General features: G+C 43.8%; 16 protein-coding genes and 3 tRNA genes. 7 read left to right on the top strand and 12 right to left on the bottom strand.

From position 1 onward, the window contains the following. From HGO26_RS08735 to HGO26_RS08725, 3 genes are all read right to left on the bottom strand, one after another. Positions 1 to 76, bottom strand: a tRNA-Phe gene (locus HGO26_RS08735). A 558-nt stretch (positions 77 to 634) separates the two neighbouring features. Continuing rightward, positions 635 to 710, bottom strand: a tRNA-Thr gene (locus tag HGO26_RS08730). Between the two features lie 34 nt (positions 711 to 744). Further along, positions 745 to 820, bottom strand: a tRNA-Phe gene (locus HGO26_RS08725). Between the two features lie 388 nt (positions 821 to 1,208). Here HGO26_RS08725 and HGO26_RS08720 point away from each other — a divergent pair. Continuing rightward, on the top strand, positions 1,209 to 1,760 hold the full coding sequence (locus tag HGO26_RS08720) for a cytochrome b (protein WP_168824604.1): 552 nt from the start codon (positions 1,209 to 1,211) through the stop codon (positions 1,758 to 1,760). Between the two features lie 4 nt (positions 1,761 to 1,764). After that, positions 1,765 to 2,340, top strand: coding sequence for a YceI family protein (locus tag HGO26_RS08715; RefSeq protein WP_011788658.1), 576 nt, complete (start codon positions 1,765 to 1,767; stop codon positions 2,338 to 2,340). A gap of 86 nt (positions 2,341 to 2,426) precedes the next feature. Here HGO26_RS08715 and HGO26_RS08710 read toward each other — a convergent pair whose 3' ends face one another. Both HGO26_RS08710 and mutY read right to left on the bottom strand, forming a co-directional pair. After that, complete coding sequence (locus tag HGO26_RS08710) at positions 2,427 to 2,705, bottom strand: oxidative damage protection protein (protein WP_011788659.1); 279 nt, start codon at positions 2,703 to 2,705, stop codon at positions 2,427 to 2,429. Between the two features lie 2 nt (positions 2,706 to 2,707). Next, positions 2,708 to 3,799, bottom strand: coding sequence for an A/G-specific adenine glycosylase (gene mutY, locus HGO26_RS08705; RefSeq protein WP_168824602.1), 1,092 nt, complete (start codon positions 3,797 to 3,799; stop codon positions 2,708 to 2,710). 200 nt (positions 3,800 to 3,999) lie between these two features. Here mutY and trmB point away from each other — a divergent pair, with 200 nt between their 5' ends. From trmB to HGO26_RS08680, 5 genes are all read left to right on the top strand, one after another. Continuing rightward, positions 4,000 to 4,716, top strand: a complete 717-nt coding sequence (gene trmB / locus HGO26_RS08700) for a tRNA (guanosine(46)-N7)-methyltransferase TrmB (RefSeq protein WP_105251866.1) — start codon at positions 4,000 to 4,002, stop codon at positions 4,714 to 4,716. A gap of 48 nt (positions 4,717 to 4,764) precedes the next feature. Further along, complete coding sequence (locus HGO26_RS08695) at positions 4,765 to 5,091, top strand: YggL family protein (protein WP_028761293.1); 327 nt, start codon at positions 4,765 to 4,767, stop codon at positions 5,089 to 5,091. Beyond that, entirely contained in the window at positions 5,091 to 6,005 is a 915-nt protein-coding gene (gene glsB, locus HGO26_RS08690; RefSeq protein ID WP_168824600.1) for a glutaminase B, read from the top strand. Before HGO26_RS08695 ends, glsB begins: the two co-directional genes overlap by 1 nt. A gap of 182 nt (positions 6,006 to 6,187) precedes the next feature. Beyond that, the gene (locus tag HGO26_RS08685) at positions 6,188 to 7,009 is read left to right on the top strand and encodes a YggN family protein (RefSeq protein WP_168824598.1); all 822 of its coding nucleotides are present in this window, start codon (positions 6,188 to 6,190) and stop codon (positions 7,007 to 7,009) included. A 439-nt stretch (positions 7,010 to 7,448) separates the two neighbouring features. Beyond that, complete coding sequence (locus HGO26_RS08680; RefSeq protein WP_006082526.1) at positions 7,449 to 8,390, top strand: LysR family transcriptional regulator; 942 nt, start codon at positions 7,449 to 7,451, stop codon at positions 8,388 to 8,390. Positions 8,391 to 9,045: 655 nt separating this feature from the next. On the opposite strand, the gene HGO26_RS08675 is transcribed toward HGO26_RS08680, so the two are convergent. The 7 genes from HGO26_RS08675 to proC all read right to left on the bottom strand — a co-directional run bounded on the left by HGO26_RS08675 (position 9,046) and on the right by proC (position 15,243). Continuing rightward, positions 9,046 to 10,896, bottom strand: a complete 1,851-nt coding sequence (locus HGO26_RS08675) for a DUF885 domain-containing protein (protein ID WP_168824596.1) — start codon at positions 10,894 to 10,896, stop codon at positions 9,046 to 9,048. Positions 10,897 to 11,048: 152 nt separating this feature from the next. Further along, on the bottom strand, positions 11,049 to 12,215 hold the full coding sequence (hemW, locus tag HGO26_RS08670; protein ID WP_168824594.1) for a radical SAM family heme chaperone HemW: 1,167 nt from the start codon (positions 12,213 to 12,215) through the stop codon (positions 11,049 to 11,051). Then, positions 12,215 to 12,832: an RdgB/HAM1 family non-canonical purine NTP pyrophosphatase gene (rdgB, locus tag HGO26_RS08665; protein WP_131523655.1), complete on the bottom strand. Its 618-nt coding sequence runs from the start codon at positions 12,830 to 12,832 to the stop codon at positions 12,215 to 12,217. The genes hemW and rdgB overlap by 1 nt, the downstream gene beginning before the upstream one ends. Before the next feature lie 122 nt (positions 12,833 to 12,954). After that, entirely contained in the window at positions 12,955 to 13,389 is a 435-nt protein-coding gene (locus HGO26_RS08660; protein WP_105251872.1) for a DUF4426 domain-containing protein, read from the bottom strand. A gap of 135 nt (positions 13,390 to 13,524) precedes the next feature. Then, positions 13,525 to 13,830 carry a DUF167 family protein YggU gene (gene yggU, locus HGO26_RS08655; protein WP_168824592.1) on the bottom strand — a complete coding sequence of 102 codons (306 nt, stop codon included), beginning with the start codon at positions 13,828 to 13,830 and terminating at the stop codon, positions 13,525 to 13,527. Beyond that, complete coding sequence (locus HGO26_RS08650; protein WP_168824590.1) at positions 13,830 to 14,378, bottom strand: YggT family protein; 549 nt, start codon at positions 14,376 to 14,378, stop codon at positions 13,830 to 13,832. The genes yggU and HGO26_RS08650 overlap by 1 nt, the downstream gene beginning before the upstream one ends. Before the next feature lie 46 nt (positions 14,379 to 14,424). Continuing rightward, positions 14,425 to 15,243, bottom strand: a complete 819-nt coding sequence (gene proC / locus HGO26_RS08645) for a pyrroline-5-carboxylate reductase (RefSeq protein WP_168824572.1) — start codon at positions 15,241 to 15,243, stop codon at positions 14,425 to 14,427. Positions 15,244 to 15,260 lie beyond the last annotated feature (17 nt).

The raw sequence follows: 15,260 nt of genomic DNA, 5'->3' as shown, positions 1-15,260 counted from the left end.
TGGTGCCCGAACCCGGAATCGAACCAGGGACACGAGGATTTTCAATCCTCTGCTCTACCGACTGAGCTATTCGGGCAACTAAACTAAGCGTTAGTTAACTACTTTGAACTAAGTCGCGAAGACCATGTTCGTTCGAAGTGCGCGTATAATATAGTGCTCGCTTTAGCTGTGCAAGCCCTTTTTAAGTGATTGATTAACTATTAAACAAAATGCGCTTATTTATTTGATTCTCTCGTTTTACCCTTATTTTACCGCTGAAAGTTTCAGCACTTTAACGCCAGTAGGTGTTCCTTTTGGCTGTTTATCCTAGCTTCCTCATTTATTTATCTTCTATTTTGGAGGAAAAATTAAGGTTTAAGCTCATCTGTTGCAAGCAAGGGGCTGTGGGGCGCAGTGGGTATTGTTGAGCTTTGATTGATGGCTGGCTGATATTTATGGGGTGTAACTAAGCGGAGCAACTAAGAGTAAGCGAGTGGCTTCATTGCTTTATATAGTGCAGATGCCAAGAGTCGAACTCGGGACTTATTGGTATTGTCAAGAGTAAGTCAGTTGCGATTGACCACAGACTTTGTTAGTTATTATTCAAATTTCAGATACAAAAAAGCCACTCATTGAGTGGCTTCATTGTTTTATATGGTGCCGGCACCAAGAGTCGAACTCGGGACCTACTGATTACAAGTCAGTTGCTCTACCAACTGAGCTATGCCGGCTTAAATCTTTACTGCAATTTTTACTACAGAATAATGGTGCCCGAACCCGGAATCGAACCAGGGACACGAGGATTTTCAATCCTCTGCTCTACCGACTGAGCTATTCGGGCAACTAAACTAAGCGTTAGTTAACTACTTTGAACACGTTGGCTAAGCCGTATCGTTCGAAGTGCGGCTATATTAGCTAGGGTGTTTGACCTCTGCAAGTGCTTTTTCCTGATAAATCACTCGTTCGGCTGTTTAATGCACATCTTGAGTGTTTTTTATCTCTTATTTTGCGAATTCAGCTCAATTTCATTCGTTGACTGTAGTTTTTAAGTCAGAGGGATGCTTATGTTTACTATAGCTTTGTGCTCATAAACCCTATTTTTTGCTTACTTTCTAAAATTTAGAAAGATATGAGCGATTTTTACTGATTTTAGTTTTTAAAATTAGACTTATGATAATGAATATTATTTCATGGATGGCATGAAGAAAACGCGAGTACGGAGTCGCAGTATGTTTCGAAATAGTCAGTTTGCTTATGGAATTACCGCCATTGTGATCCATTGGTTGAGTGCGTTCGTCGTGATTGGGTTATTTGCAGTCGGTGTGTGGATGGTGGAGTTAACCTACTACAGTACTTGGTACAAGACTGCGCCGCATCTACATAAAAGTATTGGGATTCTGTTATTGGCTGCGACAATATTTCGTTTGGTATGGCGCTTAGTTAATCCCAAGCCTGTACCTGAGGCGAGTCATAAACCGTGGGAAAAGACGGCCGCACATTTGGCGCATTTTATTATTTATATCTTGCTCTTTGTCATCATGATTGCTGGCATTTTAATCTCAACCGCAGATGGCCGTGGTATCTGGGTGTTTGATTGGTTTGAACTACCAGGATTGGGACTTTTGTTTGAAAACCAAGCTGATATCGCGGGTGATATTCACCAATATGCGGCTTACAGCCTGATCGCGCTGGTCGTTATTCACGCCGCGGGCGCATTAAAACATCACTTTATCGATAAAGACACCACCCTACTTAGAATGATTAAATTTAAACGAGGATAATACAATGAAAAAGCAACTGTTAAGCGCACTGATTGGTGTATCTCTATTGGTTCCTATGGCGGCTTCTGCTGCAGATTATGTGATTGATACAGAAGGTGCTCATGCTTCTATTACTTTTAAAGTAAACCATTTAGGTTATAGCTATGTGGTGGGGCGTTTTAATGATTTTAGCGGTGATTTTAGTTACGATGCGGCTAAACCAACAGCGATGACTGTAAATGTTACTGTGAATACATTAAGTGTCGATTCAAACCATGCTGAGCGTGATAAACACATTCGCGGCGAAGATTTTCTTAATACTGGCAAATTCGCTAAAGCGACCTTTGCATCTACTTCGGTGGAAGATAAAGGAAATGGCGATTTAGTGATTAACGGTAACTTAACTTTAAATGGTGTGACTAAACCATTAGCGATCAAGGCCCATGCTGTGGGTGAAGGTCAGGATCCTTGGGGTGGCTACCGTGCCGGTTTTACGGGCACAACCACCTTTGCGATGAAAGATTTCGGTATCAAGATGGATTTAGGTCCAGCATCTAGCCATGTTGAGTTAGATCTAGTGGTTGAAGGTGTGCGTAAGTAACTCTTTATTCTGCCATTAGATAAACAAAAAGCGCCGAAAGGCGCTTTTTTGTAAGCTTTATACTGAGAGCCGACTAACGACCAGAATTAATCTTGGTCTTTTTCTGGTACAAAACCTTCAATTTCAACATCTTTACCTTCAAATAGGAAAGAGGTCATTTGTTCTTCAAGAAATTTACGATCATCAACATTCATCATGTTGAGTTTTTTCTCGTTGATCAGCATGGTTTGCTTTTTTTGCCATAGGCCCCAAGCTTCTTTGCTGATGTTATCAAAAATGCGCTTACCTAAATCACCTGGATACAGTTGAAAGTCTAGGCCGTCGGCTTCTTTATTTAAATATACGCAATTGACTGTACGCGCCATGATTATTCCTTACTGACTGCGGATTGAACGAGTGATCCCAAATTGGCTAGCACGCGCTCGGTGGCGGCGGCGAGTCCCACTTTGGAAGGATGACTTATGTTATACCAGAGAGACTGGTTTTGTTCCATGACAGCGCCCACGCTCTGTTTATTGCCGAGGGCTTTATCTAGATTAAGCATCATGGGCTGAATATCTAAATGAAAGTGGCTAAATGTGTGCCTAAAGCCAGTTAACCATTCGAGTTGCTGCGCATCAAACCCTTGCTCTTCAAGATGAGTTTCAAGGGCGGCTTGGGTAGCGAATTCAGGGAAACACCAGAGCCCGCCCCAAATTCCCGCTGGCGGACGTTTAGCTAGAAAGACTTGGTTGTCTTGCATCATCACTAACATCCACGCCGCTTTGGTTGGTATGGTTTTTTTAGGCTTTTTGCCAGGGAAATCGGTTTGTCTGCCAATCAGTTGAGCTTTGCAATCAATCGCTACAGGGCAAGCGGCACAGTTAGGTTTGCTACGAGTGCAAATACTGGCGCCGATATCCATCATGGCTTGATTATATTTCTGAATATCTTGCTGCGGTGTGAAGGCATCCGTCAGTTGCCAAAGTTGCTCTTCAACCGTCTTTTGCCCTGGCCAACCTGCGATTGCCCCATGTCTTGCTAATACACGTTTTACGTTGCCATCGAGAATGGGGTGATGTTGCCCAAGTGACAATGACAATACTGCGCCTGCCGTCGAGCGGCCGATGCCGGGTAGGGCGAGCACTTGTTCAAAATGTGTGGGAAATAATCCCTGATAATCATCGCGGATTATTTTGGCTGCTTTATGCAAATTACGCGCCCTAGCGTAATAGCCAAGACCGGTCCAATGATGTAATACCTCATCGTCTGGCGCGTTAGCAAGTGCTAACACATCGGGGAAACGCGCCATAAATTTAAGATAATAGGGAATAACAGTCGCAACCTGAGTTTGTTGCAGCATGATTTCAGAAACCCATACGCGATATGGGGTTTTATCTTGCTGCCAAGGGAGGGTTTTACGACCGTGATTGTCGTACCAAGAGACGATACGTGTAGCGAAGGAGGCTGTAGATTTCATCGGCGCAGTGTAGCGGCAGTTATCTTCTTAGACAAGCGTCAAAGATAAGTTGGCAAGGGATCTAAAGCTAAAAATCGCTGCTAAATTCGCACTCTTAAATAATCTTGGTATACTTTCGCCCCATTAGTGCTTGCACTGTATGTTGAACTTTGGATAATGCCCTTCTTTTATGATGGTGTTGTCCACTAGACGAGGCAAAAATGAGCGAAGTCACTACCGCTGAATTTAATGAAGAAGGCAAGTATCTGCGCAAGATCAGAAGCTTTGTCCTGAGAGAAGGTCGCCTAACCAAAGGCCAAGCACACGCTATTGAAAGCCAGTGGCCAACAATGGGTTTAGATTACAGCCCAGTGCCATTGGTACTGAGCGACGTTTTTGGTCGTGAAGCCGATACTGTGCTGGAAATTGGCTTTGGCATGGGCGCCTCTTTAGTACAAATGGCTAAAGATGCACCAGAGCAAAATTTCATTGGTATTGAAGTACATAAACCGGGTGTAGGCTCTTGCCTCAGTGATGCCGCCATTGCTGGTGTGACTAATTTACGTGTGTATCATCACGATGCCATGGAAGTATTAGAACATGCGATTGCTGACGGTTCATTAGCCCGAGTGCAATTGTTCTTCCCAGATCCTTGGCATAAAAAACGTCACCATAAACGCCGCATCGTACAAGCTGAATTTGCCGAACTTATTCGTCGCAAGCTAAAAATTGGCGGTGTGTTCCATATGGCCACTGACTGGGAAGAGTACAGCGAGCATATGTTAGAGGTGATGCAAGCCGCTCCGGGTTATCAAAACCAGTCGGCCGACGGCAGTGTTGTGCCGCGTCCTGATCATCGTCCATTGACAAAGTTTGAAGCCCGCGGCCATAGACTGGGTCACGGTGTATGGGATCTGATGTTTGAGCGTATCGCTTAATCACGAACTCAATTTTAGCTAATTTTAAACACAAAAGGGAAAATCACTATGGCAACTAATCGTAGCCGTCGTTTACGTAAGAAAATGCGCGTTGATGAATTCCAAGAGTTAGGTTTCGATATGGCTTGGACTTTTGATGCATCAGTATCTGAAGCCGATATCGATGCAACTGTAGATAAATTCATCGATGAAGTGATCGAAACCCGTAAATTAGGTTTCCATGGCGGCGGCCACATCGAATGGGAAGGCATTATCGCCACCCAAACGATTGGTAAATGTACCGAAGAAGATATTGCTGCAGTTAAGGCATTCTGGGCGACCCAAAAAGTATCTCAGGTTGAAGTTAGCGAACTGTACGACATTTGGTGGGGTTAATGCCCGAGTTGGCATTACTTGAGGAAGTGGTCGAGAAAGTTCGACCCTTGCTCGGCCAAGGAAGGGTTGCAAATTATATCCCCGCACTGGCCAGCGTTGATGCTGGCAAATTAGGTATTGCCGTCACGACTGTTGACGGTGAAACTTTAGGTGCGGGCGATTACCTTGAGCCGTTTTCGATTCAAAGTATCTCCAAAGTTTTCAGCTTAACCTTAGCGTTAACTTTATATGAAGAAGCCGAAATCTGGAGCCGTGTTGGCAAAGAACCTTCGGGCCATTCATTCAACTCTTTAGTACAAGTCGAGTTAGAACGTGGCAAGCCGCGTAATCCCTTTATCAATGCTGGCGCGTTAGTGATTGCTGACTTATTGCAGAGTCGTTTAGGTGCTCCTAAACACAGAATGCTTGAGTTAGTCAGGCAACTAAGCCAAAACGATAAAGTGTGTTTCGATAAACAAGTAGCAGATTCAGAATATCAGCATAGTGCGCGCAATGCGGCTATCGCTTATTTGATGAAGTCCTTTGGTAATTTTCAAGGCGATGTTGATACTGTGCTGCGTACCTATTTTCATTATTGCGCCTTGAAGATGAATTGTGCTGACTTGTCTAAGGCCATGTTGTATTTGGCTAATCGCGGCAAAAGTATCACAGGGTCTGAGCTTATCTCTCAAGTGCAAACTCGACAACTTAACGCTCTGTTGGCAACCTCGGGCTTATACGATGGTGCGGGTGAGTTTGCTTATCGTGTTGGTATGCCAGGTAAAAGTGGCGTCGGCGGCGGTATTATTGCCGTGATCCCTGGAGAACTGTCGATTTGTGTATGGTCGCCAGAACTCGATAATAATGGCAACTCACTTGCGGGCACTGCGATGCTTGAGCATCTAAGTCAGCGTCTCGGCCGTTCTATTTTCTAGCTTTACCTCACGTTTTTATTAGCACTATCAGACTAAATGTTAGCGAATTTCGCTAATGACCTTTTAGTGCTAACTTTCAAAATTCAACATAATCATATTGTTATAAAATTGGCACGTCTCATGCTATAAGCTATTCAGTAGTTTAGGTTTATCGAATTATTCAGATTAAAGGACGAACAAAAATGAAATTAAATAAGTTATTAACTGGATTTGCATTATCTGGCGTGATTTTAGGAGCATCTAGCGTACAGCTGGCGCAAGCACAAACAGAGCCAAAAATAGATGAGCGCTGTGAAGTCTCCTTAAATTATGACGTTATGGTCGAGCCTAAAAAATTGGTCATGAGCGAGAAGGGCACAGAAAAGTATCGTATCGAAGTTGACAAGTTATTTGTGGAAGGTAAGCAAGTTAACTTAACCGACAAGCAGAAAAAATTGGTTACTCAATATGCCGATGAAGTTTCGACTCAAGTGCCAGAAGTGATTGAACTGGTGAATGAGGCAGTATCTCTTGCTTCCAAAGCTGTTGGTATGGCCTTAACACCTTTAATGGGTGATGCTGCTGGTGCAAAATTTGATGAAATGATGGCTGGCGTTCAAAAACGGGTTGATTCAGTGGCTTATAAGAATGGTGATAGCTTCTATTTAGGGGCGACTGAAGACTCGATGCAAAGTACATTTAACGATGAATTCGAGCAGGAAATGGAACAAATTGTCCAGAATTCAATTGGCGCCATTATGATGAACTTAGGTGGCCAAATCATGTCTGGTGGCGGTGAAAATTTTGAAGCCAAGATGGATACCTTCTCCAAAAAAATGGACAATTTAGGCCAAGATATTGAGCAACAAGTTGAGAGCCAATCTAAGGGATTAGAAGCTAAGGCTGACCGTTTGTGCGACCGATTTGAACATCTGTTAGTGCTTGAAAATCAATTGCGCCAAGAAGTGCCAGAACTAGCACCTTATGTGTTGACACAAAACTCAACCAAGGAACTGCGTGAATAGTTCTTGCAAATAGTTCTTGCGAATCGCCCTTAGTTTTAACTGCAATAACTTCTATCTCCTTGTGCATGAGTCAAACTTGAATGCTACGCCCCTAGTCAATTAATCGACTAGGGGCTTTTTTATTGGCTACTGTTTAATCGTGGCGACAACCTCTATGGCTAAGTTGATGTGGCTTATAGGCTAGGCTTGCAGCGATTTAGTTCGGAATGTTACAGTCTAGAGACGAATATTTGGTATACTCTTAAAATATAATTAAAAGCTGGCATATCAGTCAGATATAACCCCCTACTTTAGTGGACTTTTTCGGTCTAAATCTCTGCGTTATATCATTTTGATGCGAGATATCAATGCTATGGTTATTTTTAAGCGATGATTACGCTAACCATAGCTGCTCACCGAAAGTTAATATCATTGTCGTAAACAGCTTAAGGCGACTTCCATGTTAGAACTGTTAGAACCTATTGCGATTTTTACTCATGTGGCCAGAGCAGGTAGTTTTAGTGCCGCCGCAAGAAGGCTTGGGATCTCTAAGTCTAAGGTCAGTACACAAGTCGCCGATCTTGAACATAGACTTGGTGTTCAATTAATCCAACGTACCACCCGTAGCTTAAGTCTGACTGAAGCAGGGCATTTGCTGTATCTGCAAGGTGAAGAACTGCTGCGTGACGCTGAACAAGCGATAGCCAGCGTGCATAACTTAAATGATGCGACCCGCGGTGTGCTCAAGGTGGGGATTTCCCAATCCTTTGGGGTGATGCATATCATTCCTGCGCTGCCATCCTTTATGGCAAAACATCCTGAGCTTGAGCTACAAGTGAGTTTACTGGACCATAAAGTAGATGTAGTGAGTGAAGGCTTAGATTTACTGTTAACTATGTCGGAGCAATTACCGCTTGGCATGGTTGCTAGACCTCTGATGAAGTGCCAATTCCTGTTAGTTGCTTCTCCTGGCTATATTGCTCAACATGGCGAGCCAACTCGACCTGAGCAGTTAGTTGACCACAATTGTTTGGTCTATCAAGGCGAGTGGCACGAGCACAGCATGTGGCAATTTAAGAAGGGTGATGATTACTGTGAAATTGGCGTATCGGGCAATTTCAGGGTAGATAACGCGCCAGCATTAAAATCTGCTGCAATCAGTGGTCTTGGGGTTGTGTATCTTGCGAGTTATCTGATGGAAGATGAAATTGCCAAAGGGACATTAGTGCCTTTACTGAAGGATTGGCAATTGACCCACCATCTGCCATTGCAGGCGGTTTATCCCCGTCGTAAGCACTTAGCACCTAAGGTCAGTTCTTTTATCGAATTCATCAAAGATCACATAGGAACGCCACCGTATTGGGATGCTCCCTATGTCGAATTATTCAGTAAACGTCAGTAAAATAGGAAACATTGTTCTCAAAAGCAGTCTTATGTGGTTTTAAATTGAGCGCGCACTTTTATGGTTATTTAAAATCAATACTTTAGATTGAGTTGGTGAGTACATTTGTTGATGGTTTTTTAGGGGTTCCTAAAGCACTTTTTTATAACATCCTTGAACTCTGTTCTTAATTGAATACAATGGTAACAGTTGATTCGGAATGATCTGAGTCCTATACGTTTATTGGAAATGACCCCTTTCAATTTTTGTATACAGGTCGGCGTTAATGCAGTTTTGGATCACAGCCAACAGAAGTTTGAGAACTAAAACAATGTTGGCTCTTTAAACCATCATCCTAGTTTTTGGTTTACCTCAGCTTTACCGCTGAGGTAATTTTTTATTGATGGTTTGCAGCCTTGAGCACAAGTTTTGTCTCCCTGTACCCTAAAGTCGCAACTGTGTGTTAAATGATGTGAAGGCGAGTGCTAAAGCATATATTAATGCAACAAATATAGTGACCCACAGTGAGAAGGGTTCTGTTATCTAACGGGATAATGGCACCAATAAAAAAGCCACTTTCGAGTGGCTTTTTTATTGGCTGCAGCTTAGGACTTTCACTTATGTCGCTTTAGTCGTGAAGCAAGTTAACAGTGCTTCACGGTTCAGCATTAAGGCATTAGGCCTGCTTCTTACTGGCTATCCAGAGATCGACTTGTTGCTCTAACACATCTAGTAGCAATGCGCCATTAGCAAGTACTAGCGTATGGAAGTCGCGGATATCAAATTGACTGCCAAGCTGTTGCTCTGCTTTATGTCTGAGTTCCAGCAGCTTAATCATGCCCACTTTATAGGCTGTCGCTTGCGATGGCATAACGATATGGCGTTCAACCATTTTCACCGCATCTGATTTAGCATTTGGCGTATTGTCCACGTAATAGGTTATGCCTTGCTCGCGGGTCCACTTTTTAGCGTGGATACCAGTATCAACGACTAAGCGACATGCACGCCACAGTTCCATTGCTAGGCGACCAAAGTCAGAATAGGGATCGGCGTAGAGTCCCATTTCTTTTGGGAAAGATTCGCTATATAAACCCCAGCCCTCAATATACGCGGTATAGCCCCCAAACTTACGGAACTTAGGAATATTTTGCAGTTCTTGGGAAATGGCTATCTGCATATGGTGACCCGGAATACCTTCGTGGTAGGCCAGCGCCTCCATTTGGTATTTTGGCATGGCTTTCATGTCATATAGGTTTGCATAGTAGCTACCTGGACGCGAACCATCCGGTGCCGGTTGTTCATAGAAGGCTTTACCAGCAGATTTTTCCCTAAAGGCTTCAACCTGCTTCACTACCATGGCGGCCTTAGGTTTTACTTTGAACACTTCATCCAAGCGCGACTTCATATTGTCGATGAACTTAGTCGCCTCAGCTAAATAGGCGGCTTTGCCTTCGGCGGTATTGGGGTAGTAGAACTGGGGATCGTCACGCATAAAGCTAAAGAATTGCTGCAAATCGCCTTTAAAATTGACTTTCTTCATGATGGCACGCATTTCATTGTGAATACGTTCCACCTCAGAAAGGCCTAAGTCATGGATTTGATCGGCGCTCATGTTTGTCGTGGTCGTTCGTGCCAAGGCATTATTGTAATAGGCGGCTCCGTTAGGGAGTTTCCACGCACCATCGCGGTCATCAGCTTTGGCAGCTAAGGTTTTTACGTAACTGATGAGTTTGTTATAGGCGGGCTCGACTTGAGTAACGAGTGCTTGCTCAGCCTGTTGAAGCAGTGCTTGCTTTTCCGTTTCTTGAATCGCTAATGCGTTAACTTTACGGCGAAAATCTGCGAGTAACGCGCTGTCGTCGCCTTTATCAAAAGGCGCACCTTTGATGATGTTTTGGCTGTCTGAAATCACATAAGTGAATACGAACTTAGGCGCGATAATGCCTTTATCTGCGCGAACGGCTAATACTGTCTGTAATTGACTTAAGCGTTTGGGAACGCCATTCAAGCGACTGATATAGGCCTTGGCATCGCTGACATCTGTGATTTGATGTTGGTTAATTAAGAAGGAGGCGATCATAGAGTGGCCACCATACATCTGATTCACAGGGTAATTATGATAGCGCCATTGGTCATCTTCGATGTCATTTTGCAGATTTTGCTTCAGTAACGTGAGGCTAAGATGAGTTTGTGGATCGAGTTTGGTCGCATCAATCTGATTGACCCGCGCCACTTGTTTTTTTGTGCGATCTAGGGTTTTATCATCGGCGGCATCACCTAGTTCATCCCATTTATCATAGTCTTGCTTGATCCCCATATAGGTCTGCGAAATGGGACTTGCCATAATGTTTTCCATGAAGATGGTTTCGAACAGGGCATTGGCTTTTTCTGATTCGGTTTGCGCTACTGCATTCACAGGTTCGCTTGCACTGTGTAAGGCTGGCGCAGTTGATGCTGCATACGCGGGAATGGTCAGCAGAGCTGAAAGGGTCAGTGCGACTAAGCTGATTTTAGTTTTTATTGGCATGATCAGGCTTCCTAGATTGATTTGCATCAATACTAAAGAAGCGGAACAAGAATGTATGGATATTAGTGTTAGAAAATGTGTTAGCAGTAATAGTATTAAACTGCACTATTGAAAGCTAACACATTATTTATAGAGCTATTTTAACGGCAGGCTTAGCAGAATTGTGTCAGTAAATCATTAACAAACATATGACCTTTACTGGTTAATTGCCAATGTTCAGCGGATTCTGTGAGTAAACCGCGTTGTTTGGCTTTTTCCATTCCTTCGGTCAATGTGTCTCTGTGTTGTCCTGTGCGCAGTTCAAATTCTTGCTTAGGAATAGGTGTCATCAGACGCAGGCGATTCATTAAATATTCGAGCGCGCGGTCTTCCTCTGCAACTTCAATCGATTCGAAGGTGTAGTTGTGTGCACTCAGATATCCCTTGGGATGTTTAATTTTTACCGTGCGTATGATGCGGTTTTCTTCTGGCAACGTCACTTTGCCGTGGGCGCCACAGCCTATGCCTAGATAATCACCAAACTGCCAGTAGTTGAGATTGTGCCTACATTGGTAACCAGGTTTTGCGTAGGCAGATATTTCGTATTGCTCATACCCTAATGCGGCCAGCTTTTGTTGACCTTGCTCATAGATATGCCAGAGCGCTTCGTCATCGGGCAGCTGCGGCGGTTTTGAGTGGAATAGGGTGTTGGGCTCAATTGTTAACTGATACCAAGATAGGTGTGGCGGGTTAAGCGCCGCTGCCGTGTCGATATCGGCCATAGCTTCAGCAAAACTTTGGTTGGGTAATCCATGCATTAAATCGAGGTTAAAACTCAAGTATCCCGCTTGGCTGGCTTTTTGAGCGGCGACTTGTGCCTCGTTTTGATCGTGAATACGTCCGAGTAAGTTGAGTTTATCCTTAGAAAAGCTCTGCACCCCGATAGATAAACGAGTGACGCCCGCTGCACGATAGGCACTAAAGTCATCGTGCTCTAAAGTACCAGGATTGGCTTCCATAGTGATTTCGATATTGTCACTAAAGGGAATTAGCGCATTGGCACTATCGAGTATGCGTTTGATTTGTTTAGCATCGAATAATGATGGCGTGCCGCCACCGATAAAGATGGTATGGATCTGTCGCCCTTGGACGAGATGTAAATCTTGGCGTAAGTCTTCCAATAGCACATCAACATAAGCCTCTTGTGGCAGTTCGCCATTTTGGCCATGGGAATTAAAGTCACAATAGGGACACTTTTGTACGCACCAGGGAATATGGATATACAGACTGAGTGGTGGCAGTTCGAGCTTCATCGTAGTAGTCACGGCAGTTGACGACATTATTGTGCATTCCCGCCTGTTAATACGCCTTGGGCTTGCATGGCAGCGATGAGTTGCACTAGAGCTTTACCACGATGACTTAAGGCATTTTTCTCGTTGCTGCTCAGCTCTGCCGCGCTACATTGATAATTTTCAGGGATAAAAATCGGATCGTAACCATGGCCATTAGCGCCGCGTTGGCTAAAGTCGATTTGGCCTTCCCATGAGGCTTGACAAATAATCGGGGTAGGGTCTTTCGCATGGCGCATATATACCAGTACGCATTGGAATCTTGCCCCGCGAGGTGCTGGCTGGTCTTTTAACGTCTCAAGTAGTTTCAATACGTTGTCTTGATCTTTGGCATTTTCGCCCGCGTAACGTGCTGAATAAATGCCTGGAGCGCCTTGGAGTAAATCCACTTCTAAACCCGAATCATCGGCAATGGCCGCAAGTCCGGTGATTTCGGCGGCATGCCTTGCTTTGATAATGGCATTCTCTACAAAAGTGGTACCCGTTTCTGCTACTTCGCTGACATTAAACTGGCTCTGCGGCAGTACAGTGACACCGTAGCTTGCGAGCATTTGATCGAATTCGGCGAGTTTGCCTTTATTACCGCTGGCGAGGACGATTTGTTGCATGGAATACCTATCATAAATGGGGCGACGTGCGTTGGCACTATGATACCCAAGCTCAATAGTAAAGGACAGGGAAAGGGGTTGGCGCTACAGGAAAGCAACGCCAACAAAGGTATAAAATAGGTTTATTCAACGTAGAATTTTTGCTTGAACTGTAAGTTCGTGTTCAGTTGATTGCCATATTTAATTGCGATATTGAAGTTGATTTCCTGATCATCGCGGTAGGGCACTTCGGCAATGTAATAAATCGCATCACCTTCGCGGATCTCTTTAAACGTTAGATTGATTCGCGCATCTAACAAATTATTAGCAACTCCAGTAATTTCAACGGGTACTGCGGGCTTATTCGCTTCGCTAATATCTAATACGGCAATATTGATGATGCCAGTGTAGTTACTGCGCTTAATGCCATAGGATTTGGCTATGCTAGGCGTTAAAAATGTACTGCCAAGTGCCATGTAATGAATATCAAAATTGCCGACAGTTTCTTTTTGCTCGGCATTTGCAACACCGCAAAGGCTGGCCGTGAGGGCTAATACAGCGAGAAGATTACGGAACATGATGGGATACCTCATATTAGGGAATGTTGGATTATAGGGCCGCTGTGACTATTTTTTCTAATAAATTAATAGCATTCAAAGGATTAATTCGTTTTCAGTTGTACGATTCTTTAACTGAGTGACCTTTCAACGGAATTACCTTTCACTATCTTGCCCCATCAGTTCAGTAATGACACTTGGGATGATCTTAGGGTCAATAATGCGGATTTGTTTATGTCGGCCAAGTTCACCTTTTAATATGTGAATATCACTCTTTGGCACTTTAAAAGCTTTTGCTAAGTACTTGCTTAAATGGGCATTCGCTTTGCCATCTATCGGGGGCGCAGTGATGGCTACTTTTAGCTCATCACCGTGCAATCCTACAATTTGATCTCGGCTGGCCTTAGGCTGAATGTAGAGATTAAGCAGCAAGTCACCCTGCTGCAAAGTCACTGCACTCATTAGATCACTGCCCAATAAGGGATATATTGAGCAAGTAACATATTGAGGAAATTCATACCAATAATGACCAGCATTACGGATAAATCTAAACCACCAATTGGCGGTATGATACGACGTATTGGTGCTAATAGGGGTTCAGTTAACTGACCCATAATCATTACAATTGGATTATAGCCTTGGTTAAACCAGCTTAAGATTGCGCGTATTAATAGCATCCAAAATAGCAGTACCCCTGCTTTTTTGACCACAGATACAACGGCAAACAGCAAAAATAACAGTATGTCTATGCCACCGCCCGCAATGAGGCTAATTAATAGCAGCTTGGCTATCACAACCAATAATGCGAGGACGAAAGATGCGGTATCAAATCGCCCTAAGGAAGGCAAAATACGGCGCATTGGTGCGATGAGCGGGTGAGTTGCTTTAACAATAAATTGGCTAAAAGGATTGTAAAAATCAGCCCTTGCCAGTTGTAACCAAATCCGCAAAATCACCACCATCAAATAGAGATCGAATAGAGTGGTGATTAAAAAGGTAAATGCATTCATCGAGATTTCTACCTATTAAAGTTCGATATAAAAACGTGTTAGTGGATCAAAATGTTTTAGCCATTTCTTCTGCACGATTAATACAGTTTTCCATGGCTTTTTTTACTAAGCCGCGCATATCCGCAGCTTCAAATGTCGCCAGCGCTTGTGCGGTGGTGCCGCCCTTTGAAGTAACATTCTCCCTTAAATTACCTAAGGTCAGTTGTGGGTTTTGCTTTGCCATCATAGCAGCGCCAAGCGCAGCTTGCTGCACTAAACTTCTGGCTTTTGTTTCATCCATTCCCATTTCTTTGCCTGCATCTATCATAGACTCCATTAGCAAAAAGAAATAAGCCGGTGAACTGCCCGATAGTGCAATCACTTGATCTAAATCTGACTCTTCATTTACCCACACTATTTCGCCGCCGCTTGACATCAAACGATCGCAAATGGCTTTCTGATCGGTAGTAATGCTTTGAGGCGCATAGAGGCCAGTCATACCCACACTAATTTGCATCGGCGTATTTGGCATGGCGCGGATAAGCTTGATGTCTTGTGCCAGATAGTCGGTATATCGCTTTGCTTTAATGCCCGCAGCGATAGTGATGACTAACTTATTCGACAGCTCGACTGTCTGTAATGCTTCACAAACTTGTTGCATCAATTGTGGTTTTACTGAAAGTACTATGACATCGGCAGCTTGCGCCGCTGCCAAATTATCCTGAGAAACCAAAATCCCAAAATCGTCTTTTAGTGCATCGAGTTTACCTTGGCTGGGATTAGTCGCTTGGATGAGTTGAGCTGGATAGCCGCTATTGATTAAGCCACTGATGATGCTGCGCGTCATATTGCCGGCACCGATAAAGCAGATTTTCTGTTGATCCATTTGATTCTCTTCAGTGT

Origin of the sequence: Shewanella oncorhynchi, assembly GCF_012584455.1 — a bacterium.
GTDB classification, from domain to species: domain Bacteria; phylum Pseudomonadota; class Gammaproteobacteria; order Enterobacterales; family Shewanellaceae; genus Shewanella; species Shewanella oncorhynchi.
This window is presented reverse-complemented; position numbering and strand designations above follow the sequence as displayed.

Coding starts and splice junctions, on each gene's coding strand:
- trmB (WP_105251866.1), top strand. CDS start 4,000: ATGAGCGAAGTCACTACCGCTGAATTTAATGAAGAAGGCAAGTATCTG.
- rdgB (WP_131523655.1), bottom strand. CDS start 12,832: ATGCAACAAATCGTCCTCGCCAGCGGTAATAAAGGCAAACTCGCCGAA.
- yggU (WP_168824592.1), bottom strand. CDS start 13,830: ATGAGTGCAGTGACTTTGCAGCAGGGTGACTTGCTGCTTAATCTCTAC.
- proC (WP_168824572.1), bottom strand. CDS start 15,243: ATGGATCAACAGAAAATCTGCTTTATCGGTGCCGGCAATATGACGCGC.
- glsB (WP_168824600.1), top strand. CDS start 5,091: ATGCCCGAGTTGGCATTACTTGAGGAAGTGGTCGAGAAAGTTCGACCC.
- HGO26_RS08685 (WP_168824598.1), top strand. CDS start 6,188: ATGAAATTAAATAAGTTATTAACTGGATTTGCATTATCTGGCGTGATT.
- HGO26_RS08675 (WP_168824596.1), bottom strand. CDS start 10,896: ATGCCAATAAAAACTAAAATCAGCTTAGTCGCACTGACCCTTTCAGCT.
- HGO26_RS08720 (WP_168824604.1), top strand. CDS start 1,209: ATGTTTCGAAATAGTCAGTTTGCTTATGGAATTACCGCCATTGTGATC.
- HGO26_RS08680 (WP_006082526.1), top strand. CDS start 7,449: ATGTTAGAACTGTTAGAACCTATTGCGATTTTTACTCATGTGGCCAGA.
- HGO26_RS08695 (WP_028761293.1), top strand. CDS start 4,765: ATGGCAACTAATCGTAGCCGTCGTTTACGTAAGAAAATGCGCGTTGAT.
- mutY (WP_168824602.1), bottom strand. CDS start 3,799: ATGAAATCTACAGCCTCCTTCGCTACACGTATCGTCTCTTGGTACGAC.
- HGO26_RS08715 (WP_011788658.1), top strand. CDS start 1,765: ATGAAAAAGCAACTGTTAAGCGCACTGATTGGTGTATCTCTATTGGTT.
- HGO26_RS08650 (WP_168824590.1), bottom strand. CDS start 14,378: ATGAATGCATTTACCTTTTTAATCACCACTCTATTCGATCTCTATTTG.
- hemW (WP_168824594.1), bottom strand. CDS start 12,215: ATGTCGTCAACTGCCGTGACTACTACGATGAAGCTCGAACTGCCACCA.
- HGO26_RS08660 (WP_105251872.1), bottom strand. CDS start 13,389: ATGTTCCGTAATCTTCTCGCTGTATTAGCCCTCACGGCCAGCCTTTGC.
- HGO26_RS08710 (WP_011788659.1), bottom strand. CDS start 2,705: ATGGCGCGTACAGTCAATTGCGTATATTTAAATAAAGAAGCCGACGGC.